The sequence below is a fragment of the Luteimonas sp. RIT-PG2_3 genome (assembly GCF_054902115.1).
The window spans coordinates 12257-37440 of record NZ_JBUBPF010000020.1 but is presented as its reverse complement, the minus strand read 5'-3'; the positions used below and the strand labels follow the sequence as shown (position 1 = coordinate 37440).

The 25184-nt window shown below is 64.5% G+C and carries 21 protein-coding genes; 8 read left to right on the top strand and 13 right to left on the bottom strand.

What is annotated here, in order from left to right:
- The first annotated feature begins 121 nt into the window (after window positions 1-121).
- The 3 genes from ACYX7E_RS18565 to ACYX7E_RS18555 all read left to right on the top strand — a co-directional run bounded on the left by ACYX7E_RS18565 (window position 122) and on the right by ACYX7E_RS18555 (window position 3919).
- The gene (locus ACYX7E_RS18565) at window positions 122-505 is read left to right on the top strand and encodes a pilin (RefSeq protein ID WP_462082099.1); all 384 of its coding nucleotides are present in this window, start codon (window positions 122-124) and stop codon (window positions 503-505) included.
- A gap of 273 nt (window positions 506-778) precedes the next feature.
- Window positions 779-2599, top strand: a complete 1821-nt coding sequence (locus ACYX7E_RS18560) for a hypothetical protein (protein WP_462082098.1) — start codon at window positions 779-781, stop codon at window positions 2597-2599.
- Between the two features lie 156 nt (window positions 2600-2755).
- The gene (locus ACYX7E_RS18555) at window positions 2756-3919 is read left to right on the top strand and encodes a DegT/DnrJ/EryC1/StrS family aminotransferase (RefSeq protein ID WP_462082097.1); all 1164 of its coding nucleotides are present in this window, start codon (window positions 2756-2758) and stop codon (window positions 3917-3919) included.
- Between the two features lie 90 nt (window positions 3920-4009).
- Here the strand turns inward: ACYX7E_RS18555 and ACYX7E_RS18550 are convergent, their stop codons facing one another.
- The 6 genes from ACYX7E_RS18550 to ACYX7E_RS18525 all read right to left on the bottom strand — a co-directional run bounded on the left by ACYX7E_RS18550 (window position 4010) and on the right by ACYX7E_RS18525 (window position 9014).
- Window positions 4010-4489, bottom strand: a complete 480-nt coding sequence (locus tag ACYX7E_RS18550) for an acyltransferase (RefSeq protein ID WP_462082106.1) — start codon at window positions 4487-4489, stop codon at window positions 4010-4012.
- Window positions 4490-4526: 37 nt separating this feature from the next.
- A complete protein-coding gene (locus ACYX7E_RS18545) occupies window positions 4527-5459 on the bottom strand; it encodes a lysylphosphatidylglycerol synthase domain-containing protein (protein WP_462082096.1) in 933 nt (310 codons plus the stop codon).
- A gap of 85 nt (window positions 5460-5544) precedes the next feature.
- A complete protein-coding gene (locus tag ACYX7E_RS18540; RefSeq protein WP_462082095.1) occupies window positions 5545-6288 on the bottom strand; it encodes a class I SAM-dependent methyltransferase in 744 nt (247 codons plus the stop codon).
- On the bottom strand, window positions 6281-7441 hold the full coding sequence (locus ACYX7E_RS18535) for a glycosyltransferase (protein WP_462082094.1): 1161 nt from the start codon (window positions 7439-7441) through the stop codon (window positions 6281-6283). The genes ACYX7E_RS18540 and ACYX7E_RS18535 overlap by 8 nt, the downstream gene beginning before the upstream one ends.
- Window positions 7438-8157, bottom strand: coding sequence for a class I SAM-dependent methyltransferase (locus tag ACYX7E_RS18530; protein ID WP_462082093.1), 720 nt, complete (start codon window positions 8155-8157; stop codon window positions 7438-7440). The genes ACYX7E_RS18535 and ACYX7E_RS18530 overlap by 4 nt, the downstream gene beginning before the upstream one ends.
- A 5-nt stretch (window positions 8158-8162) precedes the next feature.
- Window positions 8163-9014 carry a glycosyltransferase family 2 protein gene (locus ACYX7E_RS18525; RefSeq protein WP_462082092.1) on the bottom strand — a complete coding sequence of 284 codons (852 nt, stop codon included), beginning with the start codon at window positions 9012-9014 and terminating at the stop codon, window positions 8163-8165.
- A gap of 394 nt (window positions 9015-9408) precedes the next feature.
- Between ACYX7E_RS18525 and pilB the strand changes: the two genes are divergently transcribed.
- The 4 genes from pilB (at window position 9409) to coaE (ending at window position 14212) form a co-directional block, all read left to right on the top strand.
- Window positions 9409-11133, top strand: a complete 1725-nt coding sequence (gene pilB, locus ACYX7E_RS18520) for a type IV-A pilus assembly ATPase PilB (RefSeq protein ID WP_462082091.1) — start codon at window positions 9409-9411, stop codon at window positions 11131-11133.
- Between the two features lie 193 nt (window positions 11134-11326).
- A complete protein-coding gene (locus tag ACYX7E_RS18515) occupies window positions 11327-12586 on the top strand; it encodes a type II secretion system F family protein (RefSeq protein ID WP_462082090.1) in 1260 nt (419 codons plus the stop codon).
- 21 nt (window positions 12587-12607) lie between these two features.
- On the top strand, window positions 12608-13468 hold the full coding sequence (locus ACYX7E_RS18510; protein WP_462082089.1) for a prepilin peptidase: 861 nt from the start codon (window positions 12608-12610) through the stop codon (window positions 13466-13468).
- Window positions 13469-13600: 132 nt separating this feature from the next.
- Window positions 13601-14212 carry a dephospho-CoA kinase gene (gene coaE / locus ACYX7E_RS18505; RefSeq protein WP_462082088.1) on the top strand — a complete coding sequence of 204 codons (612 nt, stop codon included), beginning with the start codon at window positions 13601-13603 and terminating at the stop codon, window positions 14210-14212.
- A gap of 113 nt (window positions 14213-14325) precedes the next feature.
- Here coaE and ACYX7E_RS18500 read toward each other — a convergent pair whose 3' ends face one another.
- The 3 genes from ACYX7E_RS18500 to ACYX7E_RS18490 all read right to left on the bottom strand — a co-directional run bounded on the left by ACYX7E_RS18500 (window position 14326) and on the right by ACYX7E_RS18490 (window position 19297).
- Window positions 14326-15399, bottom strand: a complete 1074-nt coding sequence (locus ACYX7E_RS18500) for a Nudix family hydrolase (RefSeq protein WP_462082087.1) — start codon at window positions 15397-15399, stop codon at window positions 14326-14328.
- A 127-nt stretch (window positions 15400-15526) separates the two neighbouring features.
- Window positions 15527-18265, bottom strand: coding sequence for a preprotein translocase subunit SecA (gene secA, locus ACYX7E_RS18495; RefSeq protein ID WP_462082086.1), 2739 nt, complete (start codon window positions 18263-18265; stop codon window positions 15527-15529).
- A gap of 207 nt (window positions 18266-18472) precedes the next feature.
- A complete protein-coding gene (locus ACYX7E_RS18490; RefSeq protein WP_462082085.1) occupies window positions 18473-19297 on the bottom strand; it encodes a M23 family metallopeptidase in 825 nt (274 codons plus the stop codon).
- Here ACYX7E_RS18490 and ACYX7E_RS18485 point away from each other — a divergent pair.
- Window positions 19217-19879, top strand: coding sequence for a DciA family protein (locus ACYX7E_RS18485; RefSeq protein ID WP_462082084.1), 663 nt, complete (start codon window positions 19217-19219; stop codon window positions 19877-19879). The two genes, ACYX7E_RS18490 and ACYX7E_RS18485, sit on opposite strands and share 81 nt — an antisense overlap.
- Window positions 19880-20289: 410 nt before the next feature.
- On the opposite strand, the gene lpxC is transcribed toward ACYX7E_RS18485, so the two are convergent.
- From lpxC to ACYX7E_RS18465, 4 genes are all read right to left on the bottom strand, one after another.
- Window positions 20290-21198 (bottom strand): UDP-3-O-acyl-N-acetylglucosamine deacetylase, encoded by a 909-nt coding sequence (gene lpxC / locus ACYX7E_RS18480; protein ID WP_462082083.1) that lies wholly within the window; start codon window positions 21196-21198, stop codon window positions 20290-20292.
- A 398-nt stretch (window positions 21199-21596) separates the two neighbouring features.
- Complete coding sequence (gene ftsZ, locus ACYX7E_RS18475) at window positions 21597-22850, bottom strand: cell division protein FtsZ (protein WP_462082082.1); 1254 nt, start codon at window positions 22848-22850, stop codon at window positions 21597-21599.
- A 233-nt stretch (window positions 22851-23083) separates the two neighbouring features.
- Window positions 23084-24319: a cell division protein FtsA gene (gene ftsA, locus ACYX7E_RS18470; RefSeq protein ID WP_462082081.1), complete on the bottom strand. Its 1236-nt coding sequence runs from the start codon at window positions 24317-24319 to the stop codon at window positions 23084-23086.
- Window positions 24316-25182, bottom strand: coding sequence for a cell division protein FtsQ/DivIB (locus ACYX7E_RS18465; RefSeq protein ID WP_462082105.1), 867 nt, complete (start codon window positions 25180-25182; stop codon window positions 24316-24318). The genes ftsA and ACYX7E_RS18465 overlap by 4 nt, the downstream gene beginning before the upstream one ends.
- Window positions 25183-25184: the final 2 nt, after the last annotated feature.

The window sequence follows — 25184 nt, the reverse complement described above, 5'->3', positions numbered from 1 at the left end:
CCCCGGTCTGACCGGCTATCGGTAGGAAGTAAAAAGCAAGGGCGCGCAAGCGCCCTTGCTTTTTGTGGAGCCATCATCCGTCGGAAGCTAGGGGAGCCGTGGACAAGCCACACGGATTACCTTGATCGAACTGATGATCGTGGTCGCGATGATCGCTATCCTCGCGGCCATCGCATTGCCGGCTTACCAGAACCATGCCGGACGTAGTCAGATGACGGCCGCACTGGCGGATATCACCGGCGGCGAGAGCAACTTCGAATCCGAATTGCTGGCAGAAAGTGCAGTCACCAACGATCCGGCTCGCGTCGGCATGCGCAGCGCGACCGCACGCTGCAGCAGCATCACCCTGGACTCCTCATCCAGCGGCCTCATCCGCTGCATCGTCAGCGGCAACCCTGCCGCCAATGGCCGCACCATTACGCTGCAACGCAGCTCGGCCACACAGCGTTGGACCTGCACGACCAGCCTCACCGAGCCCAGCCTGGCACCCGCCGGATGCCAATAGGCGAGGCCGGAACGCCAGCGTTCGCCAATACGCGCCTGGACTCCGGAGGCGGTATCAGCCGAGGTTCCGGCTTGACCGCACCGGCACACCGACCACCAGTGAATCCAGCATGCTCACCGACTCGCGCAACTGCCGCGTCGAGATTGTGATACACAGAGCGAGCACCACGGTGGGTCTGCGAGCGCGCGCGCCGCTGCATATCAAAGTCCCGCGCCGTTCCGAGGCCGAACATTTGCCATGACAAATCTCCCCACCCCTCCTCCTCGCTTGCGCATGCAACCTGCTCTCCTCGCGCTCGCGGGCCTCTCGCTGATCGTCGCCGCCTATTGGCTTGGCCTCAGCGGCGGCTTCGTCTTTGACGATTATCCCAACATCGTCTCGCAGGGCAAAGTGCATCTGGCCGGCTTTTCCTGGCGGGGGCTCTGGGACGCAGCATTTGCCTACCATCCTGGCGGCGGCCTTCCGCGACCGATCTCCAATGCCACCTTCGCTTTGAATTATTGGGCCGATGGCCTAAATCCGATCGGATACAAGTGGACCAACCTGCTGATCCATCTTGTCAACTACGTTTTGCTCGGAGCTTGGCTACGGCAGGTATTGTTGGTGACCGGTATCACACCCCGGCATGCAGAGATAACGGCCGGCGCCATCGCACTGCTATGGGCGATCCATCCTCTGCAGGTCTCGTCGGTCCTATACGTCGTGCAACGCATGGAACTGCTGTGCCTGACCTTCATGCTTGCATCGTTGCTGGCCTACACCTCAGCGCGCACCGCCCAGATCAAGGAGGCGCACTACGGTTTGGGCGCACTATTGGCTGCGCTGCTATTTGCGGGACTAGCCTTCGCTACCAAGGAGACCGGTGCGCTGACAGCCCTGTACGGCCTTGCACTGGAATGGCTGGTGTTCCGGGGACGAGCCGCGTCACCCGCCTGGTCGCGATTCTGGAAGCTGGCCATGATCGTCGGCGCACTGGCCTTTGCTGCCGCATTTGCGTGGCTGACCATCCGCACCTACTCGTCACCCACGACATACTCGATGCGAGACTACGGACCCAATGAGCGGCTGTTGTCTCAACTGCAGATCGTGCCGCTCTACTTGGGCCAGATCCTGCTGCCGCGACCGGATAGCATGCTGTTCTTCTATGACCACCTAGTCGCACCTGCCAAGCCGACGCCGGCAATCATCGCGGGAGGAGCCCTTCTGTTGGCCCTAATCGCCGCAGCGATTTTGTTTGCCAGACGCATTCCACTCCTGAGCCTCGGCATCGCGATCTTCCTGGCCAGCCATGTCATCACCAGTTCTCCGATTCCGCTGGAACTGGCATTCGAGCATCGCAACTACTTCGCCATTGCTGGCACTCTGCTCGCGGTGGTTGCGGTGATGCTTCGCCTTCCCGCACTCAACCCCCGCGTACTGCTGCTGGTCTTCGTCGTGCTGGCACTCGGTTTCGCCACGCTCACCGCATTGCGTTCGGCCAGTTGGGGCACGCCTTACGGACTGGCCGCGTACAGCGTCGAGATCAACCCACGATCCACCCGTGCCGCAATGGACCTAGCCGAGCAGTACATGCTCGCGGCCAAAAAAGACACGCGCTCGCCCTACTATTCCATGGCCCTGCATGAATTCGAGCGCGCGGCCGCCCTCCCGCAGGGATCCATAATGGGGGAGCATGGCCTGGTCATGATGACCGCCGATTTCGGCGTGCCCGCACGCCCGGAATGGTGGCAGTCGATGCGGAGGAAGCTCTCGACCCCGCCCATACGCCCGCAGGAAGTAGACGCGGTGGTGAGCATGATCGAACACAGGAATCGGGGACTCCCCTTGGATGACACGGAACTGGCCAGCATCAGCCTGACCGTGGCACGTACACAGTCGCTGTCCCCGGAACTGCTCTTCCTGTTTGCGCAGCAAGCACTGCTGGCCAACGACAACGCCCAAACGGCCCGAGAGCTCTACGCCCGAGGCCTGGTCGCCATCGGCAACGATGAGGAGTACCGGGACAGGGTGCGGCAGGCGATCTCAAGGCAGGTCAATAAGTCATTCCTGACACGGGTAGACGAGACCGCGCAGCAACTTGGCCAAATACCATGAGCGCCTAACACCTCAGATGCCTCCTCGCAAAGACGAGCGCTCTGCAGTGAAGCAAGCCATCCCAAGCTGCGCAACGCTCGTCCCGCACCGAAAGCACCAAAGACGAAGTACAGTCACCCTAAAATACTTTCATCGGCTCGAAAACCAAGACTCCCCATGCCCACCGACGACTTCATCGTGTTTGGCGCCCCTCGGATCGAAGAGGCGGAAATCGACGAACTGCTGCAGTGCCTGCGCTCCGGCTGGCTGGGCACCGGGCCGCGCGTGGCGCGGTTCGAAGCGGAGTTCGCCGCCTACAAGGACCAAGCCCCTGGCAATGTCGCAGCGGTGAATTCCTGCACAGCGGCTCTGCACGTCAGCATGGTGGCCGCCGGTCTGGAGCCCGGCGCAGAAGTCATCACCACGCCCCTGACGTTCTGCGCCACGGTCAACGCCATCGTGCACGCGGGACTGACGCCCGTGCTGGCAGACGTGGACCCCGTGACCCAGTGCATCGATCCCGACGCCATCGAAGCCGCGATCACGCCTCGCACCCAAGCGATCCTGGCCGTGCATTTCGCCGGCCGCCCCTGCGACATGGATCGCATCATGGCCATCGCCCGCAAGCACGGGCTGCTGGTCATCGAGGACTGCGCCCACGCCATCGAAACCGAGTACAAGGGTCGCAAGGCCGGCACCTTCGGCGATTACGGATGTTTCAGCTTCTACGTCACCAAGAATGTCGTGACCGGCGAGGGCGGGATGATCCTGGCACGTGATCCCGCCAAGGCCGCACGCGCCCGGGTGCTGGCGCTGCATGGCATGAGCAAGGATGCCTGGCACCGTTTCGGTGACAGCGGCTACAAGCACTACCAGGTCACCGAATGCGGCTTCAAGTACAACATGACCGACATGCAGGCGGCGCTGGGTATCCACCAGTTGGCGCGTGTAGAAGAAAACTGGCTGCGACGTCGCGAGATCTGGAATCGTTACCAGGATGCATTCGCGCAACTGCCTATCGGCCTTCCGGCACCACCGGAAGCGGGCACGCGCCATGCGCACCATCTCTACACGGTGATGATCGACGAAAGCCGCTGCGGGTTGGAACGCGATGCATTTCTCTCCGCCATGACCGCACATCGCATCGGCGTCGGCGTTCACTATCTTTCGATCCCCGAACACCCCTACTACCAGGACCGCTTCGGCTGGCGGCCGGAAGCTTGGCCGCATGCCAAGCGACTGGGACAACAGACGGTCAGTTTGCCGCTTTCATCGAAATTGAACGAAGGAGACATCCAAAGGATCATAGACGCGGTGCGACGCACGCTGGAGAGACACTAGCATTAGTACCACCATCGCCACTGCAGATGAGCTCCGGATCAATACTCAGCCCCGCATGCGCATCGAGTGGAACAAGCTTTCCTGCATCCATCAACTTCTGATCGGCCGCGCAGGAACCCCGACATAGGTTCCGTCTGAGCGCAGTGAACCGCGAACAAGTGCAGAGGCTCCGACCACAACCCGATCGCCGACGACGGCTCCGGATAGCAAAGTGGCGCAAGCTCCGATCCAGCAGCCCTCACCTATGGAAATTCCCAATGCATCCGGCTTCCAACGCTCACACATGGGTGACCCGTGGGCAGAGCCTGGATCAGTGTGACTCAACAAGGTGACTCTCGGGGAAAGCACGCTTCCACTGCCAATCGAAACCGGCCCCTCCAAATCGATCATGCAGCCAGCCCCTATATGGACGTCATCGCCAATACGCAAATTTTCGAACCCGCTCCGAAGATTGACGAAGTGACACTCATATACACGCACATTGCGTCCAACGCGCGCTCCAAGCGCCGCCAGGAATTTTGCACGAAGCCTGGGATGAACCAGGAACCTGAGAATAATCTCAAGCGCCATATACAGTCCGACCTTGATGTCTGACACAAAGATTTCCTCAGAACAGTTCACGCCTGAGTAACCAGGCGCCGAAAGCGGCCGTAACCGCATCGACCAGAAGCAATGCAGCACGGGACACAAGAGCTAGGGCGGCCATGTCTTCGTGGCTCCAACCAACGGAAGGAGCCAGCAAGAGCATCATGCCTTCGCGAGCGCCCAACCCACCGGGCAACATGCTCATTACACCGACAATGTAGGACAGCGACATAGCGGCAACGACGGCTAATGCGTCATGCGCATCGAATCTGGAAATGCTAGCGACCATCAGCCACCACCCCAGCAGATACAGGGCGATATAAGCTGCCAAACTGGCAAGGAAGATGGGATTGAACGACCAATCAGCATCTTGGCGCGCGCCGTCCAGTCGGTACTGCGCCGAAACAGAACGTCCAACCCAAGGCAAGAACCGGGATGCAACAAGCAAGAATTTGGCACCCGCCCCCAACTTCAGCACAACTGCACTGCCACCGAACGTGCAAAGCAACACGAGCGCGGCGTAAAGCCATCCCCATTCCCACGCCACCAGGCATGCCAAGCCGACCCCCGAGACAACGGCAAGCACGACGACTGAAAGCTCGACATTGGCTGCGACCAAAGCTGGCGTAGAACCAGCTGATCGCAACATTGCGGCCTGCATGACAACCCCCCAGATACGGCCGGGGACGTACTTTGCAACCTGGGATACGAGAAAAACACCAACCACAGGCCGCGCCTGAAGCCGATTGGCAGAGGAGCGCGCAGCGATTTCTGCAAACACAATGCCGACCTGAACATTTCCTAGCGATAGCAAAACAATGGACGCCGCCGCCAAATACCATCTGGCCCCATTGAAAATCCCTGCAATCTCTGGCCAGCTTTCACGAAGCAACCATGCAAGCATCACGACGACTGCTGCGGTCGTAACCCATGCAATTGTGTGCTTGCCTGTCATCGCACTTTCGGCCAATTCTCGGGCATCAAGTCGAGTCGCGCTTCGAAGCATGCGGTGTCGATATCAATCATGACCAGAAACATGATCAACGCTTCCGAAGCAGGAAAATGAAGGAAGGCATGAATGGCAGAAGCCATCCATGCAAGAAGTCAGGAAGAGATCCAAATCTCCTGACCACTCGGGCCATGATGCCACTGCCCTCAACGACCATCATGCGATCTGGAATCCCATTGCGCACAATGAACCCAAGCCCATCGAACCAGGATGATAGTTTCCAGAAGGTTGCCGAGTAGGCATCGAGCTCGTGGGCACGGCGAGACCCCATCGCTGTCATTGCACGATGAGCAAATTCACGTGGAATCCAGTGCACGAAAGGCCAAAAAACATGCGGCTCAACTGGCCATAGCAGGTTTGGACCAGCGAAATAGCAAACGCCCCCGGGCTTGAGGACACGATGGATATTGGCAATCAAAGCTACCGGATCGCGCACATGCTCATAGACCTGATTGCAGACGACCACATCGAACGATGCATCAGGGAATGGGGGCAGAAGCGCATCAAACTCGCCTGCAATGAGACGAAGATTGGCATGAGCATCCATGAAGCCCTGCCAAGCCCCCCATGGCTCGGGATCTACCCCAGTGATCAGATCAACCTTGTGAGCAAGGGTCGAAGCGACTGCTCCACTGCCACAGCCGACATCCAGCCATGCCCCTCGCGATACCTGCTGCCCACACAGATTTTCCAGCGTCCGCCAGATTGCCAAAGCTTTCTGATCACGAGCCACGTTGCTCCAGCGTGGCGTAGGTACTGAATCGGACTCAGGCATTGAAAGAGGCCTTGCAGGCGGCTAGCACGATACGATTTGCGACAGTTGCCAAATCGAATCCTTCCTTCCGACCCGCGACCCCAGCACTGAAATTCTGCGTTGGATTCTTAAGCGCATGGGATATCGAGCAAGAAAAATGAGCGGCAGAAACCGATTCAGCCAGCAGACCACTTACTGGCTCTTTCGCAACCAATCGAGGCAGATCGCCAACAGGCATTGCAATAACGGGGCATCCCAATTTCATTGCGTCTGAGAACACGACTGGAATACTCTCGATACGCGACGGAATCAATAGCCAATCGGACTGGAGGAAGGCTTTCTCAGCTGCCGTCCTGTCCAGATACCCCGTGACCGTCACTGGCCGCCCCAATGCCTGCAGCGCCTCTACGCCGCTCAGTACCTCGTCATTCAACGGCCCTCCCCCCGCGATCAGCACGGTCTCGATCAGGGCCCAGTCTTCATCCCCAAGCAGGTGCAGGGCCTGCAGCAGCAGGTCGACGCCCTTGTTGGGATGCCAGCGGCCGAGAAACAACAATCTGAAGGGAGCGACGGAACGCCTTGGTGAAGTGCGCACGCGATCGATGCGGCGCGTGCTCGGCAGGAAACCCACCTCGCGGCCCGCGATCGCGCGGGTGTCGTCGGCCAGCTTCAGTCCGTCGGACCAGCAGTGGCTGGCGTCACGGAGAATCGTCCGCAAGCGCGCGCGGACGAGAGGAATCCTGCCCAGGCTCCAGATGTCGCTGCCAAGCGTCCAGACGGAGTACTCGACATGATGGCGAGACGCCGTCCGCCGCGCCCATTCGCCGCAAGGCAGCGCCCATAGCGCCAGGACATGTGCGGTCGGACCTGATGAGGCTGCCGCTTCGGTGGCACGCGCGCCCGAACGCAGCACCTGCAGGATCGTCATCGCTTCTCCCGGATGCCAGGGCCTCAACGTCGACAGGGGCTGTTCCGGCGTGGCGTAACGGAATACCTCGACGTGTTCCGACCAGCGCTCCCGTGCGCTGTCGCGACCAGGCGCCACGACGCGTACCGGCATGTGCCCGGACAGTTCCTCGACCAGATCGGCCACGAACGCGCCCGCCGCTTCACTGCCATCGGCCGTCGTTGGAAACGAAGAGGTCACCAGCACCAGCGCAGGACGCGTCGTCATGGCTTCACCGCCCGGATCCGATACCCGGACGTCAACGCCGGCCATCGCGGCAACAGCAGTGCCAACAGCCAACTGCCCAGGTTCACGACCGGGATGAGGATCGCCAGCAGCGGCGCAAGCAAGATCGACGGGCGTCGCTGGCTGATGGCCTCGTTCAACATGCCGGCAATGGCGAGGTTGAACAGCAGGCCAGCCGATTGCGCGCTGCCGAGCGTAGTGACCGGCGCGTCCGGAAACAACCCCGCGCACTCGACCTCGCGCACAAGCCCGAACGCGGTGTAGCGCTGGTAGTCGTGCGGCGCGTCATGTACCGGATAGAGGAACGGAAGCGTCAGCAACAGCGTGCCGCCCGGACGAAGCACGCGTGAGATTTCAGACAGCGCCTCGGCGGGATGGCGCAAGTGTTCCAGCACCTCCAGCAGCAGAACGGTGTCGATACTGGCGTCCCGAAACGGCAGCCTGCCCGCATCGCCGAAGACATCGGGATGGGCGCGGTACAACGCACCCCCTGTGGGTGGGTAGTCCAGTGCGATGTACTCGCAGTCACGCGGCAGCGCTTCCTGCACCCATCGGTCGGCGCAGCCGATGTCGAGCACACGACCCGATGCCTGCTTGCGAATCCAGCACGCCGTGCCGGCATTGCTCCCGAGCAGCCACTGCGGATGCAGCGGGGTCCGCCGCAGCGGTCGCAGCCACCTGCGCAGATGCGCTGCCACCAGCACTAGACGTCGCGCCGGTAGGTCATGGCCGTGATCTGCTCGGACACCAGCCCGATCAGGAACACGATCACAGACGCGCTGAAAAACAGCGTGCTCATGTTCGTCAGCCGTCCGTAGTTGAAGAACGTGTAGGCGTAGTAGCCCAGGCCGGTCAGGAAGAACAGGGCGGCGGTCGGCACGAACAACTTCAGCGGCGAATACAGCGTGGCGATCTTGAAGATGATCAGCAGGAAGCGGACGCCGTCGCGGATCGGCTTGATGTGGCTCTTGCCGAGCCTCCTGGCGACCGGGATCGGTTCGTAGGCGACCGGATAGGCGCTGCGGAAGAACGCCATCGTGCTGGTGGTCGGATAGCTGAAGCCATTGGGCAGCAGGTGCAGGAACTCGCGGAACCTGCTTGCGCGGACGACGCGGAAGCCAGACGTCAGGTCCATGACCCGGAACCCGGTGATGCGGCTGGCCAGCCAGTTGTAGAAGGCATTGGCGGCGCCGCGATGCACGCCGGCCTGGCCGGCCCAGTTGCGTGCGCCGACAACCATGTCGAAGCCTTCCTCCAATCGTTCGAGCAGGCGCGGGATGCAGGCCGGATCGTGTTGCCCGTCGGCATCCATGAACACCAGGATGTCGCCACGGGCCGCGCGGGTACCGCGCTTGATCGCGGCACCATTGCCCATTGCGTACGGGGACGAGAGCACCTGCACCCCCTCGGCGGCCGCGACGGCAGCGGTCTCGTCGCTGGAACCGTCGTCGACGACGATGATCTCCGCGTCGGGCATCTGCCTACGCAGTGCAGGCAAGGTGCGGCGAAGGCCTTCGGCTTCGTTCTTGGCCGGCAGGATGATGGATATGGACATGCTGCTCCCCTGGATCATCACAGGGTATCCCGGAGCCCGACGACGTGAAAGCGCGAAGGTCTGCCGCAGGCCGACGGAGGCACCGGCCGCCCTCGATGCCGGGTACACCCTGACCTGGCACGTCAGGCATGGATATGGCGTCGACCAGGCGCCGCCCTCTCCCGCCCGGACATCCACCGTGACGGCCCACCTCCCTGGCGGTTCCGTCGCGCAGCCGGAATGGTTACAGTCTGCGAGGCTCGATCCCATGGAGGGAACGCGGCTCCGGATCCTTGGGCACGGCTGCCTGCCCGATTGGATCTGGTGGCGTTGCTGGAGGCCACCTGGCCCACACACGCCGCCCATGCATGGGTGGCGGGATCATTCTGGTTGAACCCGTTGACAGAGGTGCTGCATGAACGCCATTACCACCGCCAATCTGGTCGGCATCACCGGCATCGCACGACGGCTGGTGCTGGACGGTGCGCTGGAGGAAGCCACCGCGCGCGAGGCGCTGGAAAAGGCGACCGCCGCACGCAAGCCGGTTGCAGTGTGGCTGCGCGAGCACAAGATCGTGACTTCGGCGCAGATGGCCGCGGCCAACTCGATCGAGTTCGGGATGCCGGTGTTCGATCCATCGGTGATGGATCCTTCGCAGAGTGCGGTGAAGCTGGTCAGCGAGGAGCTGCTGGGCAAGCACACGGTGCTGCCGCTGTACAAGCGCGGTCCAAAGCTGTTCGTCGGCATCGCCGACCCGACCAACACCCATGCGCTGGACGAGCTGAAGTTCCATACCAACCTGACCGTCGAACCGATCCTGGTCGACGAGGACAGCATCCGCAGGACGCTCGACCAGTGGATGCAGGCACAGGACAGCTTTGGCGACGCGCTGGACGACAGCGACGGCCTGGAAAGCCTGGAAGTGGGCGCCGATGAGGAAGTCCGCGGCGATACCGGCGTCGACGGCAAGGGCGACGACACCCCGGTGGTCAAGTTCGTCAACAAGGTGCTGGTTGACGCCATCAAGCGCGGCGCCTCGGACATCCATTTCGAACCCTACGAGAACGATTACCGCGTACGCCTGCGCATCGACGGCCTGCTGAAGCAGTCGGCGAGGATGCCGGTCAAGCTCAACCAGCGCATCACCGCGCGCCTGAAGGTCATGGCGCAGCTCGACATCGCCGAGAAGCGGATCCCGCAGGACGGCCGCATCAAGTTGAACCTCAGCAAGACCAAGCAGATCGATTTCCGCGTCAGCACGCTGCCGACGCTGTTCGGCGAGAAAGTGGTGCTGCGTATCCTCGACGGCAGCGCGGCCAAGCTGGGCATCGACAAGCTGGGCTACGAGCCCGACCAGCAAAAGCTCTTTCTGGATGCGATCCACAAGCCGTACGGCATGGTGCTTGTCACGGGGCCGACCGGCTCGGGCAAGACGGTGTCGCTGTATACCGCGCTGGGCATCCTGAACGACGAAACGCGCAATATCTCCACCGCCGAGGACCCGGTCGAAATCCGGCTGCCCGGCGTCAACCAGGTGCAGCAGAACAACAAGCGCGGCATGACCTTCGCGGCGGCGTTGCGCAGCTTCCTGCGCCAGGATCCGGATATCATCATGGTCGGCGAAATCCGCGACCTGGAGACCGCCGAGATCGCGGTCAAGGCCGCGCAGACCGGCCACATGGTGCTGTCGACGCTGCACACCAACGACGCCCCGCAGACCATCGCCCGTCTGATGAACATGGGCATCGCACCGTTCAACATCACCAGTTCGGTGACCCTGGTCATCGCCCAGCGCCTCGCGCGCCGGCTGTGCGACCGCTGCAAGCGCCTGGCCGACCTTCCCGACCACGCCCTGCTGGCCGAGGGCTTCAGCGAGGACGAGGTCCGCGCCGGCATCAAGCTCTATGAGGCCGTCGGCTGCGAGGACTGCACGTCCGGCTACAAGGGCCGCACCGGCCTGTACCAGGTCATGCCGATGAGCGACGAGATCGCGACGATCGTGCTGGAGGGCGGCAATGCGCTGCAGATCGCCGAGGCCGCCCAGCGTGCCGGCGTGCGCGACCTGCGCCAGTCGGCGCTGCTGAAGGTCCGCAAGGGCGTGACCAGCCTGGCCGAGATCAACCGGGTCACCAAGGACTAGGCCCGCGGGCTCCCGCCCTGGCTCGGGGCTGGCGACGGCCAGCCCGGACGGACGCCAGCGCCGCTGCATGGCATCGGGCATGGCCGCAGCGTGGCCGCCGTCACAGACCGCCGTGCCACTTCGCGCTGCAACCCGCTAACATGCAAGGGAATTCGCCCGGCATGATGGTGCCTGGCCCAGGGGAGCACATCGCATGGCCTTATCACGTAGCGCCGCCAAGACTGCCGCCAAGCCCGTCCGCGAAGGAGTCGCCATGGGCACCTTCGTCTGGGAAGGGACCGACAAGCGCGGCGTCAAGATGAAGGGCGAGCAGCAGGCGAAGAACGTCAACATGCTGCGCGCAGAACTGCGCCGGCAGGGTATCTCGCCCGGTGTCGTCAAGGTCAAGCCCAAGCCGCTGTTCGGTGCCGCCGGCAAGACCATCGGCGCCAAGGACATCGCGGTGTTCAGCCGCCAGCTGGCGACGATGATCAAGTCGGGCGTGCCGATCGTGCAGTCGCTGGAGATCATCGGCAACGGCAACAAGAACCCGCGCATGAGCAAGATGATCAACGAGCTGCGCCTGGACATCGAGGGCGGCTCGTCGATCTACGAGGCGATGAGCAAGCACCCTGTGCAGTTCGACGAGCTGTACCGCAACCTGGTGCGCGCAGGCGAATCAGCCGGTGTGCTGGAGACCGTGCTCGACACCATCGCCACGTACAAGGAAAACACCGAGAGCCTGAAGGGCAAGATCAAGAAGGCGCTGTTCTATCCGGCGATGGTGATCCTGGTCGCGTTCCTGGTCAGCGGCATCCTGCTGGTGTTCGTGGTCCCGCAGTTCGAGGCGACGTTCAAGGGCTTCGGCGCGGAACTCCCTGCGTTCACGCAGATCATCGTGGCGGCCAGCCGGTTCATGACGCAATGGTGGTTGCCGATCCTGATCGGTCTGGTGGCCAGCGTGTTCGCCTTCCTGTTCGCGTTCAAGCGCTCGCCAGCCCTGCAACACTTCATCGACCGTGTCGTGCTGAAGATCCCGGTCATCGGCGAGATCATGAACAACGCCGCGATCGCGCGCTTCGCGCGCACGCTGGGCACGACGTTCAAGGCCGGCGTGCCACTGGTCGAAGCGCTGGGCATCGTCGCCGGCGCCACCGGCAACACGGTCTACGAGAAGGCGGTCAACCGGATCCAGGAAGACGTCTCGGTGGGCTACCAGGTCAACATGGCGATGAAGCAGGTCAACCTGTTCCCGCATATGGTCGTGCAGATGACGTCGATCGGCGAAGAGGCCGGCGCTTTGGACACCATGCTGTTCAAGGTCGCCGAATTCTACGAAGAAGAAGTCAACAACGCGGTCGACGCGCTGAGCAGCCTGATCGAGCCTATGGTCATGGTCGTCATCGGCATCCTGGTCGGTGGCATGGTCATCGGCATGTACCTGCCGATCTTCAAGCTCGCCGCCGTCGTCTGATCGCAGGAACCCAAACGCTACATGGCTTATCTCGATACCAATCCCGAACTCGGCTATCCGCTTGCAGCCGGGCTCGGCCTGCTGGTCGGCAGCTTCATCAATGTCGTGATCCTGCGCCTGCCGAGGCGCATGGAATGGGAGTGGAAGCGCGACGCCCGCGAGACGCTGGAGCAGCCGGGGCTGTACGACCCGCCGCCACCGGGGATCGTCGTCGAGCGCTCGCATTGCCCGCATTGCGGCCACCAGCTGTCGTGGTTCGAGAACATCCCGGTCTTCAGCTGGCTGGCGCTGCGTGGTCGCTGCCGCAGCTGCAAGGCACCGATCTCGATCCAGTACCCGCTGGTGGAACTGCTGACCGCAGTGCTGTTCTCGCTGTGCGTCTGGAAGTTCGGCTTCGGCTGGCAGGGCTTCGGCGCACTGGTGCTGACCGGCTTCCTGATCGCGCTGGCGGGCATCGACCTGCGCACCCAGCTGTTGCCGGATTCATTGACGCTACCGCTGATGTGGATGGGCCTGATCGCGAGCCTCGACAACCTGTACATGCCGGCCAAACCCGCCCTGCTGGGCGCGGTCATCGGCTATGCGAGCCTGTGGTCGGTCTGGTGGCTGTTCAAGCAGCTGACGGGCAAGGAAGGCATGGGCCGCGGCGACTTCAAACTGTTGGCGGCGCTGGGGGCCTGGTGTGGCCTGATGGGCGTGTTGCCGACGATCCTGCTGTCGTCGCTGGTCGGCGCGGTGATCGGCTCGATCTGGCTGGGCGTCAAGGGCCGCGACCGCGCGACGCCGATCCCGTTCGGGCCTTACCTCGCCATCGCGGGCTGGATCGTGTTCATGTGGGGCCGCGAGCTGATCGCGATGTACCGGCAATACACCGGACTCTGACATGTCGACCACATCCGTTGCAGGCGCCCGCTTCGCCTCCGTAGCAGCGCTACGTGCCGTTGCAGGCGCGCAGACAGGCGCGAACAGGCAACGCGTTATCGCGCCCATGGGCGCGCCTGCAAGAGCCTGCCCATGAGCGACTACCTGATCGGACTGACCGGCGGCGTGGCGTCGGGCAAGAGCGTGGTCGCCGACCGTTTCGCCGCGCTCGGCGTCGCGATCATCGATGCTGATATCGCCGCGCGCGAGGCCGTGGCCGTCGGCAGTGGCGGACTGGCGGAAGTGGTCGCCACCTTCGGTACCGGCGTGCTCGACGCCGAGGGCCGCCTCGACCGCGCCGCGATGCGTCGCCGCATCTTCGGCGACGACGATGCCAAGCTGCGCCTGGAAGCGATCATCCATCCGCGCGTGCGGGTCGCGATGCAGGGCGCCTGCCGTGCCGCGCCGGGACCGTACGCGATCGCCGCGATCCCGTTGCTGGCCGAGGGCGGCAAGACCGCCTATCCCTGGCTGCACCGGATCCTGGTCGTGGACGTGCCCAATGAAGTCCAGTTGCAGCGCCTGCTGCCCCGCGACGGCATCGACGAGGCCCTGGCCCTGAGCATGATCGCCGCCCAGGCCTCACGCGCCGAACGGCTGGCGGTCGCCGACGACATCCTCGTCAACGATGGTCCGATCTCCGCGCTCGACGCACCGATCGCCGCGCTCGACGCGCGCTACAGGATCCTCGCCGCCTCGGCCTGAGCGGGGAAGCACGACAGCGGGGCGGCACATCGTGCCGCTCGTTTCCATCGCTCTGTCGGATCCAGCGCCCCGCCTGATCCGTCGCCCTGTCGGATCACCCGAGGCGAGCTGACTCAGTCGGGTCGCCACAGGCTGCGGATCGCGGCAATGCCTTGGGCGCCATGCCTGCGTGCTTCCGGCAGGTCGGCCATCGTCATGCCGCCGATCGCGTAGATCGGCAGGTCGACCTGCTCGCGCAGGCGCGAAAATCCCTGCCAGCCGATGCCGGCGGCGCCTGGATGGGTGGCGGTGCGCTGCACCGCGCCCAGTACCACGAAGTGGCAGCCCAGCGCGCGGGCAAGCCGCAGGTCATCGTCATTGTGGCAGGAGGCCGCCAGCGAGACCTCGCCTTCAAGGGCCAGCTCGCTCGCGCTGAACTCGCGCAGTTGCCGGGACTGCAGGTGCAGGCCCAGCCCGAACTCGCGCGCCAGCGTGACGTCGCCATTGACCAGGATGTCCACGCCACGCAACGCGCTACGCGCCGTCAGGCCGCGCAGCAGGCGGCACCGGTGCTCGATGTCCAGGGCCGGCGCGCGGAACTGCAGCCGTCGGATGCGTTGCTGCTCGACGGCTGTCTCCAGCGCCGCCAGCCAGGCTCCGTCGTCCTCGCCGGGCTCGGGAGTCACCAGGTAACGCGCGGGCTGCGTCAACGCGGCGACCACCGGTCGATCGGCCGGCGGCATGTCGTAGCGGGCCAGCTTGTGCGGCTGGACCCAGGTCAGCGCCTGCCCTTCCCTGCCCTTGGGCGTACCGGTCCAGGAGGCGATCCGGCGGACATCCAGCTGCAGCCGTTTGCCGGGATAGGCCTGCGGCACGCAGATCACCGCGTCGCCGACATCGGCCTCGATGCCCAGTTCCTCGTGCAGCTCACGCGCCAGCGCCGCTTCGGGCGATTCGCCGGGCTCGACCTTGCCGCCGGGGAATTCCCAAAGGCCGGCCAGGTCGCGCCCTTCAGTACGTCGCGCCAGCAGCACGCGCCCGCGCTTGTCGATGATGACGCCGGCAACCACATGGATCTGCCGGAGGGGTGTTTCGGGAGCGCCGGGGGCGTCCACGGGGAAGGACGGATTCAAGCGGTGGGCCAACACGTCGACGGGTGCCAACGCAGTATGCCGCAGGCGCACGCCGCTGCGTGCAGGCGGGGACATGGCACCAGGAGTGGCAGGCGCTACAACGCCTGCGGCGGGCCCTGTGGCGACGAGTGTTCCGTGGAATCTCCCGTCACGATGCGATGGCGCGCCCAGCCGGACGCGCCCGTCGCCTATGACGCTGGACTCAGGTCAACTGCCCGTGGCACTGCTTGTACTTCTTGCCGCTGCCACAGGGGCAGGGATCGTTGCGACCGACCTTGGCACCGTCGCGGACGATCGGCACCTGCGGCGTTGGGCCGTCGTGCTGGTAGTCGGGCTGCGCGGCTTCCTCGTCGGCGCCATAGCCGCCGGAATCGGCATGCTGGAACTGCGCCTGACGCAGCTTGGCCTCGGCCTGCGCGCGCTCCTGCGCTTCCATCGCGTCGATCTCTTCCTGGCTGCGGATGCGCACGCGCGCCAGCATCGTCACCACTTCCTGCTTGACCTTCGACAGCATGTCGCTGAAGAGCTCGAAGGCTTCCTTCTTGTATTCCTGCTTGGGCTGCTTCTGCGCATAACCGCGCAGGTGGATGCCCTGGCGCAGGTAATCCATGCGGCCCAGGTGCTCCTTCCAGTTCTGGTCCAGCACGTTGAGCATGATGTGCTTCTCGAGCATGCGCATCGTGTCGCCGCCGACCGTGGCCTCCTTGTCGGCGAAGGCCTTGTCGACGGCCTCCTGCACGCGCTCGGCGATGGTCTCGGCATCGAGTTCCTTTTCCTGCTGCGCGGTCTGCACCAGCGGCAGGCGGACGCCGAACTCCTGTTCCAGGTTCGATTCAAGGCCCGGCAGGTCCCACTGGTCGTCGATCGATGCCGGCGGCACGTAGCGCTGCACGATCTCGGCGACGACGTCGGCACGGATGCCGTCGACGTTGGCCTGGATGCTGTCGGCTTCCAGCAGTTCGTCGCGCTGCGAATAGATGACCTTGCGCTGGTCGTTGTTGACGTCGTCGAAGTCCAGCAGGTTCTTGCGGATGTCGAAGTTGTGCGCCTCGACCTTGCGCTGCGCGTTGGCGATCTGCTTGGACACCAGCGGGCTTTCGATGATATCGTCTTCCTTCAGGCCCATCCGCGCCATCACGCGCTGCACCCAGTCGGCAGCGAAGATGCGCATCAGATTGTCTTCCAGCGACAGGTAGAAGCGCGACGAACCCGGATCGCCCTGGCGGCCGGAACGGCCACGCAACTGGTTGTCGATGCGGCGCGATTCATGGCGTTCGGTGCCGACGATATGCAGGCCGCCGGCGTCCTTGACCAGGTCGTGGCGCTGCTGCCAGTCGGATTTGATCGTCGCCTTGCGCGCGGCGTCTGCGTCTTCGCCCAGCTCGGCGAGCTCGGCTTCCAGCGAACCGCCGAGCACGATGTCGGTGCCGCGGCCGGCCATGTTGGTCGCGATCGTCACCGCCTTCGGACGGCCGGCGTGGGCGACGATCTGCGCCTCGCGCTCGTGCTGCTTGGCGTTGAGGACTTCGTGCGGGATGCCGGCATCGCGCAGTTGCTGCGACAGCAGCTCGGAGACTTCGATCGAGGTCGTGCCGACCAACACCGGCTGGCCACGGTCATAGCAGTCGCGGATCTCGGTCGCGACCGCACGGTACTTGCCGGCGCGGTTGAGGAACACCGCATCCGGATGGTCCTTGCGGATCATCGGGCGATGGGTCGGGATCACCACCACTTCCAAGCCGTAGATGCTCTGGAACTCGAAGGCTTCGGTATCGGCCGTACCGGTCATGCCGGACAGCTTGTTGTACATGCGGAACAGGTTCTGGAACGTGATGCTGGCAAGCGTCTGGTTCTCGCGCTGGACCGGCACGCCTTCCTTCGCCTCGACCGCCTGGTGCAGGCCATCGGACCAGCGGCGACCGCTGAGCGTACGACCGGTGAACTCGTCGACGATGATGACCTCGCCATCGCGGACGATGTAGTGGTCGTCGCGCTGGTACAGCGCGTGCGCGCGCATCGCCGCGTTGAGGTGGTGCACGACGTGGATGTTCTGCGGCGCGTACAGGCCGTCGTCCTCGCCGAGGATGCCGGCCTGGCGCAGCAGCTCTTCGGCATGTTCCTGCCCGGCCTCGGACAGATGGACCTGCTTGCCCTTCTCATCGACCCAGAAATCGCCTTCGCCGTCTTCGCTGGCCTGGCGCTGCAGCGTCGGCACGATGCGGTTGACCTTGATGTACAGCTCCGGGGAATCGTCGGCCGGGCCGGAAATGATCAGCGGCGTGCGCGCTTCGTCGATCAGGATCGAGTCGACTTCGTCGACGATCGCGTAATGCAGCTTGCGCTGGTAGCGATCGGCCTTGGCCATCGCCATGTTGTCGCGCAGGTAATCGAAGCCGAATTCGTTGTTGGTGCCGTAGGTGATGTCGGCGGCGTAGGCCTCGTGCTTGTCGCCATGCGGCATGCCCGGATAGACCACGCCAACGCTGAGGCCCAGCCAGTTGTAGAGCTTGCCCATCTGCGCGGCATCGCGGCGCGCCAGGTAGTCGTTGACGGTGACCACGTGCACGCCCTTGCCCTCGAGCGCGTTGAGGTAACACGGCAGCGTCGCGACCAGGGTCTTGCCTTCACCGGTGCGCATTTCGGCGATCTTGCCCATGTGCAGCACCATGCCGCCGACCAGCTGGACGTCGTAGGGACGCAGGCCCAGCACGCGATGGCTGGCTTCGCGACAGACCGCGAACGCCTCGGGCAGCACCTTGTCGAGCGCCTCGCCGTTGGCGATGCGTTCCTTGAACTCGGGCGTCTTGGCCTGCAGCTCGGCATCCGACAGCGCCTGCATCTGCGCTTCCAGTGCGTTGATCTTGGTGACGACCTTGCCGAGTTGCTTGACGAGGCGGTCGTTGCGGCTACCGAAGACGCTGGTGAGCAGGCGATTGAGCATGGGATTACCGGAAGGCGGAAGACAGGAACGCCGGTCCGGCCGCATTCACAGCGGCCCGCCGGCAACGAAAAAAGGGCGCTGGGCGCCCTTTTGGCAACGCGTATTGTAGCTGGGGATGGCCGGAGGCGTTTACAAGCCACCGGCCGGATGCCGCCTGAAACTGTCAAAGCCGGGCCGGAAAACCGGGTGTTGACCCGGCGCCGCTGCTTACAGGCGCTTGATGCCGTTCTCGCCGAGGAACTGGCGGGGGTTGCGCACCTGCCCGTTCTCCCAGACTTCCAGATGGACATGGGCGCCGGTCGAACGGCCGGTCGATCCGGCCTTGGCGACCTGCTGCCCCGCGCGGACCAGGTCGCCGACCTGGACCGAATTGCGCGAATTGTGCGCGTAACGGGTCACGAAGCCATTGCCATGGTCGACCTCGACCACGTTGCCATAGCCCGAACGCACGCCGGAGAAACTGACCACGCCGTCGCCGACCGCCATGACCGGGTCACCGGTGTTGGCGTCGAAATCGATGCCCTTGTGGAACTGGCCGCCGCCGCCGAACGGATCGGCGCGATAGCCATACCCCGACGTGATGTAGCTGCTGACGACCGGCGCGCGCGACGGCATCGCATCGCGTTCCAGCTTCTGGTCGAACAGCAGCGATTCGAGTACCGACAGCTGGCCACCGGAGCGCTTGAACTGACCATCGACGCCATCCAGGCCGTCGAGCAGCTCGCGTGCCGGCATGTCCTGCGCGCTTTCGGCGCCGCCCACGCCGACCGGCGCCTCGAAGTCGAACTCGCCGTCGCCGAGTTTTGCGATCCGGGTCAGGCGGTCACCGAGGGCATTCAGGCGATTGGCCTGCGCCTGCAGCTCGCCCAGGCGGGCCGCGAGTGCATTGACCTCGCGCTGGGCTTCACGCCGCGTATCCTCGATCTTGGCATCCTGCGCCGACACCTGCGAATGCAGGTTCAGGACAGTGCCTGCATTGAGCGCCGCACCGGCCATCAGGCCACCGGCAAGCAGTACGATGGCAGCTGGCATGGGCCGGGCGACGATCTGCGCCCTGGCGTGCTGGCCCAGCTTCATCAGCTGCTGGTGGGCCTGTTCGATCACATTGTTCAAAGTCATATGGTCCGAATGTCTGATATTCCGTCCAAGCGGCGTTCCAAGCGGCCTTCCTCCGGCACCGGTCAATCGGTGCCCACTGCTGCCCTCGACACGCTCCTGTCCAGCGATGGTTCGGGAAATCCCATCCGTCGGGCGCTATGGCTCGACACACTGGATCGCCGTCTTCATCCCCTCCTGCCGCCTGCGCTGGCCGCGCATGCACGGCTGGCGAATGTCGATGGCGGCAAGCTGATCTACCTCGTTGATTCGCCCATCTGGCACGCCAGGTTGCGCCTGGCCGCCCATGACCTCATCGACGCAGCCCGTTCCATCGGGCTGGATGTCTCCACCGTCGCCATCCGGGTGGCGACCCAGCCGTGGGACCCTTCGACACGGGCCATGGCGGCTGCGAAGCCCGACCGCAATGCGGCGGGCCTGTCGGCGGTCGCAGGACAAGCCCTGCGCGACGCCCTCGAACTGCTGCGCCCCAAGGAAACCGATGGGCGCGACACCTGAAGCATCATGGTCTGGCAGGGCCTTGCCCTGCCGGTGATCCGACCCCGCGGACCGGGACTCCCCGGGACCGCGAACGGGCCATCCTAACGGCCCCGCACCCGCCGGGGGTTAACGAAGTGCTAGGCGGAGCCTGAATCGGGCCGCATTCAGCGTCAAAAATGTGATTAAAATCACATTTTTAGACTCTTGTGGGCAGATGGCCCCCTGCCAAGGGTCCGTCACGGGGCCCGCAGGAACGCTGCTCGGACGCCTGGATGGCGGCCCGGCGCGGATGGCTCGAGATGACGCGCGATCGCATCGACAGATGCCGGATGCGCGTGATGGCATTGGCCTGGATCTGCAGCGGATGTCGCTGTTGTTCGCGTCACGACGTGGCGCGACGGTGTGCGCCGGGCTGGCGCCAGCCCGCGTCAGGCCGGTACTGGCTCGCCGTAGATCACCGGGGCGTTCGCCGCATCGGCAAAACTGACTTCGTCCCATGCCGAATGCTCGGCCAGCAAGGCGCGCACCAGCTTGTTGTTCAAGGCATGGCCGGACTTGTAGCCATGGAACGCGCCGAGGATCGGCCGCCCTGCCAGGTACAGGTCGCCGACCGCGTCGAGGATCTTGTGGCGGACGAACTCGTCGGCATAGCGCAGGCCGTCGTCGTTGAGCACCCGGAACTCGTCGAGCACGATCGCGTTGTCCATCGAACCGCCCAGGCCCAGGTTGCGTTCGCGCATGTATTCCAGGTCGCGCATGAAGCCGAACGTGCGGGCCCGGCTGACTTCGCGGATGTAGTTCTCGGTCGAGAACTCCACTTCGGCGCGCGACTGCGAGGCCGGGATCGACGGGTGGTTGAAATCGATCGTGAAAGCGAGCTTGAAACCGTCGTAGGGCTCGAAGCGCGCGATCTTGTCGCCTTCGCGTACTTCGACGGTGTGCTTGATGCGGATGAAGCGCTTGGGCACGGCCTGTTCGACGATGCCGGCCGATTGCAGCAGGAACACGAACGGACCCGAGGAGCCATCCATGATCGGCACTTCGGGCGCGGACAGCTCGACGTACAGGTTGTCGACGCCCAGCCCGGCCAGCGCCGACATCAGGTGTTCGACGGTCTGGACCTTGGCGCCTTCGCGGCTCAGGCCCGTGCACAGCGTGGTCTCGGTGACCAGCTCGCCGGATGCGGGGATCTCGACGACCGGATCCAGATCGACGCGACGGAACATGATGCCGGTATCGGGTGCGGCCGGACGCAGGGTCAGGAAGACCTTCTCGCCACTATGCAGACCCACGCCGGTGGCTCGGATCACATTCTTGATGGTGCGTTGCTGCGGCATCGGCGGTTCGCTGGATCTCCGGGACGGCGCGGCCCCGTGGGAGGTGGTTCTGCAGGTCTCGGCCCAGGACACGATGAGGGCCTGGCCGGTTGGGAATCGTTCCCGTTGTCGTGGCGCACATTATCATGCGCCCGGCTGAATCTGAACAAAGTCGGCGCAGCGACGCCAGGCCTGGAGCGGGCCGACGTTCACGCTGACTTTCGCCCTGAAAACACCACCGGGCCGGCGCAGGCCCGGTGGCGAAAGAGGACATGGAGCGGTACTGCGGGTGTTTCAATCTCGTTTGGCAACGCTGCAGGCACGGATGCCCGCAAGCGCTGCCGGCGACAGGCCCGCGCAGCGACGCCAGCCCGACAGCAGGTGGTCGTCGCCGGACGGGGCCTGCGGCCCCGGGCCGGTCAGTCGGCCTGGCGGCGCAGGAACGCCGGGATGTCCAGGTAGCTGTCCCCACCGAAGTCGGCAACGGCCGGCGCCGCCGATGAGGCCGGTGCGGGTTCGGCGTGGCTGCGGCCCCGCAGGCTCGACGCGATGCTCGGCGCCGGGCTGTAGGCGTCCGCGACATCGTCGATCAGCATGCCGGTGGTGCCGTCGCGCTTGCCCTGGGTGCTGATCAGCTGCACCTGCGGACGCGCGCGCATCGCATCGTGGCCGCCGCCGAAATCGCTGCCGCGCACCGACTGGCGGGCAGCGGCGCGGTTGAGGCCAGTGGCGACGACCGTGACGCGGACTTCGTCCTGCATGTCCGGGTCGAGCACGGTGCCGATGACGATCGTCGCATCCTCGCTCGCGAAGTTCTCGACCGTACGGCCGACTTCGTCGAACTCGGACATCGTGAAATCGGAGCCGGCGGTGATGTTGACCAGGATGCCGTTGGCGCCGGCCAGGTTGACGTCGTCGAGCAGCGGGTTCTGGATCGCCGACTCGGCCGCGGCCTGGGCACGGTCGTCGCCGCGCGCAGTGCCGGTGCCCATCATCGCCAGGCCCATCTCGGACATCACGGTGCGGACGTCGGCGAAGTCGACGTTGATCAGGCCCGGACGGACGATCAGGTCGGCGATGCCCTGCACGGCGCCAAGCAGCACGTCGTTGGCGGCGCGGAAGGCCTGGATCATCGTCGCGTTGCGGCCGAGCACGGTGATCAGCTTCTCGTTGGGGATCGTGATCAGCGAGTCGCAATGCTGCGACAGGTCCTCGATGCCCTTGAGCGCGACCTGCATGCGGCGGCGACCTTCGAACGGGAACGGCTTGGTGACCACGGCAACGGTCAGGATGCCCATCTCTTTGGCCAGCTGCGCGACCACGGGTGCCGCACCGGTGCCGGTGCCGCCGCCCATGCCGGCGGTGATGAAGACCATGTCGGCGCCCTGCAGCGCGTCCATGATGACTTCGCGATCCTCGAGTGCGGCCTGGCGGCCGACTTCGGGGTTGGCACCTGCGCCCAGGCCCTTGGTGACGTTGCCACCGAGCTGCAGCTGCAGCTTGGCACCGCAGTTCTTGATCGCCTGCGAGTCGGTGTTGGCGGTGATGAATTCCACGCCGTCCACGCTGCTGTTGACCATGTGTGCAACCGCGTTTCCGCCGCCGCCGCCCACGCCGATGACCTTGATCACCGCGTTGGGAGCCATCTTTTCAACCAGTTCGAAGTGCGCCATGTCCTGAGTCCTCTATTGAGCCGGCGATCGGGAGTGGGAACCGGGATCGAAGCGGCCTTGCCCTCCGAGTCCCGTCCCGCCCAAGCCGGCGAGTTGTTGTTTTCTAGTTGGATGTTGCCTGTCGCCAATGCCACGCTTTACCGCCACCACCACTTGCCGCTACCGCACGAAACTTCTGTTGCTGTTGCTGTTGCTGTTGCTTGAATCTATTCCCGACGGGTCTTACCAGTTCTTCAGAACTCGCCGTTGAACCAGGTCTTGACCTTCTTGAACCAGCTGCCCGCGCGGCCGGCCGAGATCGCCGGGCGTCGCGGATGTTCGATCTGGCTGCCCATCAGCAGCAGGCCGACGCCGGTGGCGTGCACCGGGTTGCCGACCACTTCGCCAAGCCCGGTCACGTGCTGAGGAATGCCGACGCGAACCGGCATCTGCAGCATTTCCTCGGCCAGTTCGACGACGCCTTCCATCTTTGCCGCGCCACCGGTCAGGACCATGCCCGCACGCACGTGCTGCTCGAAACCCGAGCGACGCAGTTCGGCCTGGACCATCTCGAAGATTTCCTCGTAGCGCGCCTGCACCGCCTGCGCCAGCGACTGTCGTGGCAGCCGACGCGGCGGACGATCGCCGACGCTGGGAACCTGGATCGACTCTTCGCTGGTCGCCAGCTGCGCCAGCGCGCAGGCGTAGCGGACCTTGATCTGCTCGGCTTCCGGCGTCGGCGTACGCAGCATGTGCGCGATGTCCTCAGTGACCTTGTCGCCGGCAATCGGCAGCGACGCGGTGTGGCAGATCGCGCCGTGCACGAACACCGCAAGATCGGTGGTGCCCGCGCCGATGTCGACCATGACCACGCCGAGCTCGCGCTCGTCGCTGGTCAGCACCGCGGTGCTCGATGCCATCGGCGACAGGATCAGGTCGTCAATCTGAAGGCCGCAACGCTGCACGCACTTGCTGATGTTGGCGGCCGCCGCCTGCGCGCAGACGACCAGGTGCGCATGCACCTCCAGGCGCACGCCTATCATGCCGACCGGGTTGCGGATGCCTTCCTGCGAATCGTCGAGCACGTACTCGCGCGGGATCGCATGCAGGATCTTCTGGTCGGCCGGGATCGCGACCGCCTTGGCCGCTTCGAGCACACGGTCGAGGTCGGCCCAGGTCACCTCGCCATCGCGGATCGGCACGATGCCCGGGGAATTGCGGCATTGCACATGGTTGCCGGAGATCGACGCGTAGACGGAGCGGATCTCGCAGCCGGCCATCAGCTCGGCTTCCTCGATCGCACGCTGGATCGACTGCACGGTCGACTCGATGTCGACAACGACGCCGCGTTTGAGCCCGCGCGACTCATGCGAACCGATGCCGATGACCTCGATCGGATTGCCGGGCGAGTATTCGCCGACCAGCGCCACCACTTTCGAGGTGCCGATGTCGAGTCCGACGATGAGGGTCTTGTCGCCTTTGCGGTTCATGTGTGGGAGCCGGGAATGGGGAATCGGGAGGGGTGGAGACCAGCCTTCCGGCTGTTGAAAGCCGGAGCATCAAAGGGGCCATGAGGCCCGCGTCGGGGGCTGGCCCCCAGCGCCAGCGAATCGCGATCGACAGCCGGATCGGCGGTCTTACCGGCGTTTGCGATGCCCGGTTCCGCCCAGACCAGCGCGAACCCGTTGGTATAGCGAAGATCCGCCTTCTGCAGCGGCAGCAGGTTCTGCGCCAGCAGCTTGGGCAGCATCCGCGCGAAGCGCTTCAGGCGCAGCCGCGCTTCCTGGTTGCCGATGACGACATCAGTACCGTTGGACAGGCGCAGCAGCCAGCTGCCGCGATTGTCGAGCGCCAGGCGCTGCACGCCGAAGCCACCGGGCGCGAACAGTTCGCGCGATTCGTTGTACAGCGCCACCACATCGGCAACGCGCGTATCGGGACCGGCCAGCATCGGCAGGTCCTTGGGCACGTCGACGCCATCGGCCGGGAACAGGCGGCCCTGTTCGGACAGCAGGCGGCCATCACCCCAACGCGCGAACGGACGGTGTTCGATGACGCGGACTTCCAGCACGTCGGGCCAATGCTTGCGCACCTCGACATGTTCCACCCACGGCAGGCGCGACACGGCGGTCTGCGCATCGGCCAGACGCACCGCGAAATAGCCCTTGCCGGCATACGGCAGCAAGGTATCGCGCAGCTTGTCGGTGTCCACGCGCTCCAGTCCATCGGTGACGCGCAGCGTGCGCAGCGGCCAGCGGTCGCTGCCGATCCAGCCGTTGACCACGGCGACGACCGGCAACGCGACCAGAGCCAGGGCGAACACCCAGGTCACGATCCGAAGGCTGGTGCGCAGCG

Coding starts and splice junctions, on each gene's coding strand:
- ACYX7E_RS18560 (WP_462082098.1), top strand. CDS start 779: ATGCAACCTGCTCTCCTCGCGCTCGCGGGCCTCTCGCTGATCGTCGCC.
- ACYX7E_RS18555 (WP_462082097.1), top strand. CDS start 2,756: ATGCCCACCGACGACTTCATCGTGTTTGGCGCCCCTCGGATCGAAGAG.
- ACYX7E_RS18550 (WP_462082106.1), bottom strand. CDS start 4,489: ATGGCGCTTGAGATTATTCTCAGGTTCCTGGTTCATCCCAGGCTTCGT.
- ACYX7E_RS18545 (WP_462082096.1), bottom strand. CDS start 5,459: ATGACAGGCAAGCACACAATTGCATGGGTTACGACCGCAGCAGTCGTC.
- ACYX7E_RS18540 (WP_462082095.1), bottom strand. CDS start 6,288: ATGCCTGAGTCCGATTCAGTACCTACGCCACGCTGGAGCAACGTGGCT.
- ACYX7E_RS18535 (WP_462082094.1), bottom strand. CDS start 7,441: ATGACGACGCGTCCTGCGCTGGTGCTGGTGACCTCTTCGTTTCCAACG.
- ACYX7E_RS18525 (WP_462082092.1), bottom strand. CDS start 9,014: ATGTCCATATCCATCATCCTGCCGGCCAAGAACGAAGCCGAAGGCCTT.
- pilB (WP_462082091.1), top strand. CDS start 9,409: ATGAACGCCATTACCACCGCCAATCTGGTCGGCATCACCGGCATCGCA.
- ACYX7E_RS18515 (WP_462082090.1), top strand. CDS start 11,327: ATGGCCTTATCACGTAGCGCCGCCAAGACTGCCGCCAAGCCCGTCCGC.
- ACYX7E_RS18510 (WP_462082089.1), top strand. CDS start 12,608: ATGGCTTATCTCGATACCAATCCCGAACTCGGCTATCCGCTTGCAGCC.
- coaE (WP_462082088.1), top strand. CDS start 13,601: ATGAGCGACTACCTGATCGGACTGACCGGCGGCGTGGCGTCGGGCAAG.
- ACYX7E_RS18500 (WP_462082087.1), bottom strand. CDS start 15,399: ATGTCCCCGCCTGCACGCAGCGGCGTGCGCCTGCGGCATACTGCGTTG.
- secA (WP_462082086.1), bottom strand. CDS start 18,265: ATGCTCAATCGCCTGCTCACCAGCGTCTTCGGTAGCCGCAACGACCGC.
- ACYX7E_RS18485 (WP_462082084.1), top strand. CDS start 19,217: ATGCAGGTTCAGGACAGTGCCTGCATTGAGCGCCGCACCGGCCATCAG.
- ACYX7E_RS18490 (WP_462082085.1), bottom strand. CDS start 19,297: ATGCCAGCTGCCATCGTACTGCTTGCCGGTGGCCTGATGGCCGGTGCG.
- lpxC (WP_462082083.1), bottom strand. CDS start 21,198: ATGCCGCAGCAACGCACCATCAAGAATGTGATCCGAGCCACCGGCGTG.
- ftsZ (WP_462082082.1), bottom strand. CDS start 22,850: ATGGCGCACTTCGAACTGGTTGAAAAGATGGCTCCCAACGCGGTGATC.
- ftsA (WP_462082081.1), bottom strand. CDS start 24,319: ATGAACCGCAAAGGCGACAAGACCCTCATCGTCGGACTCGACATCGGC.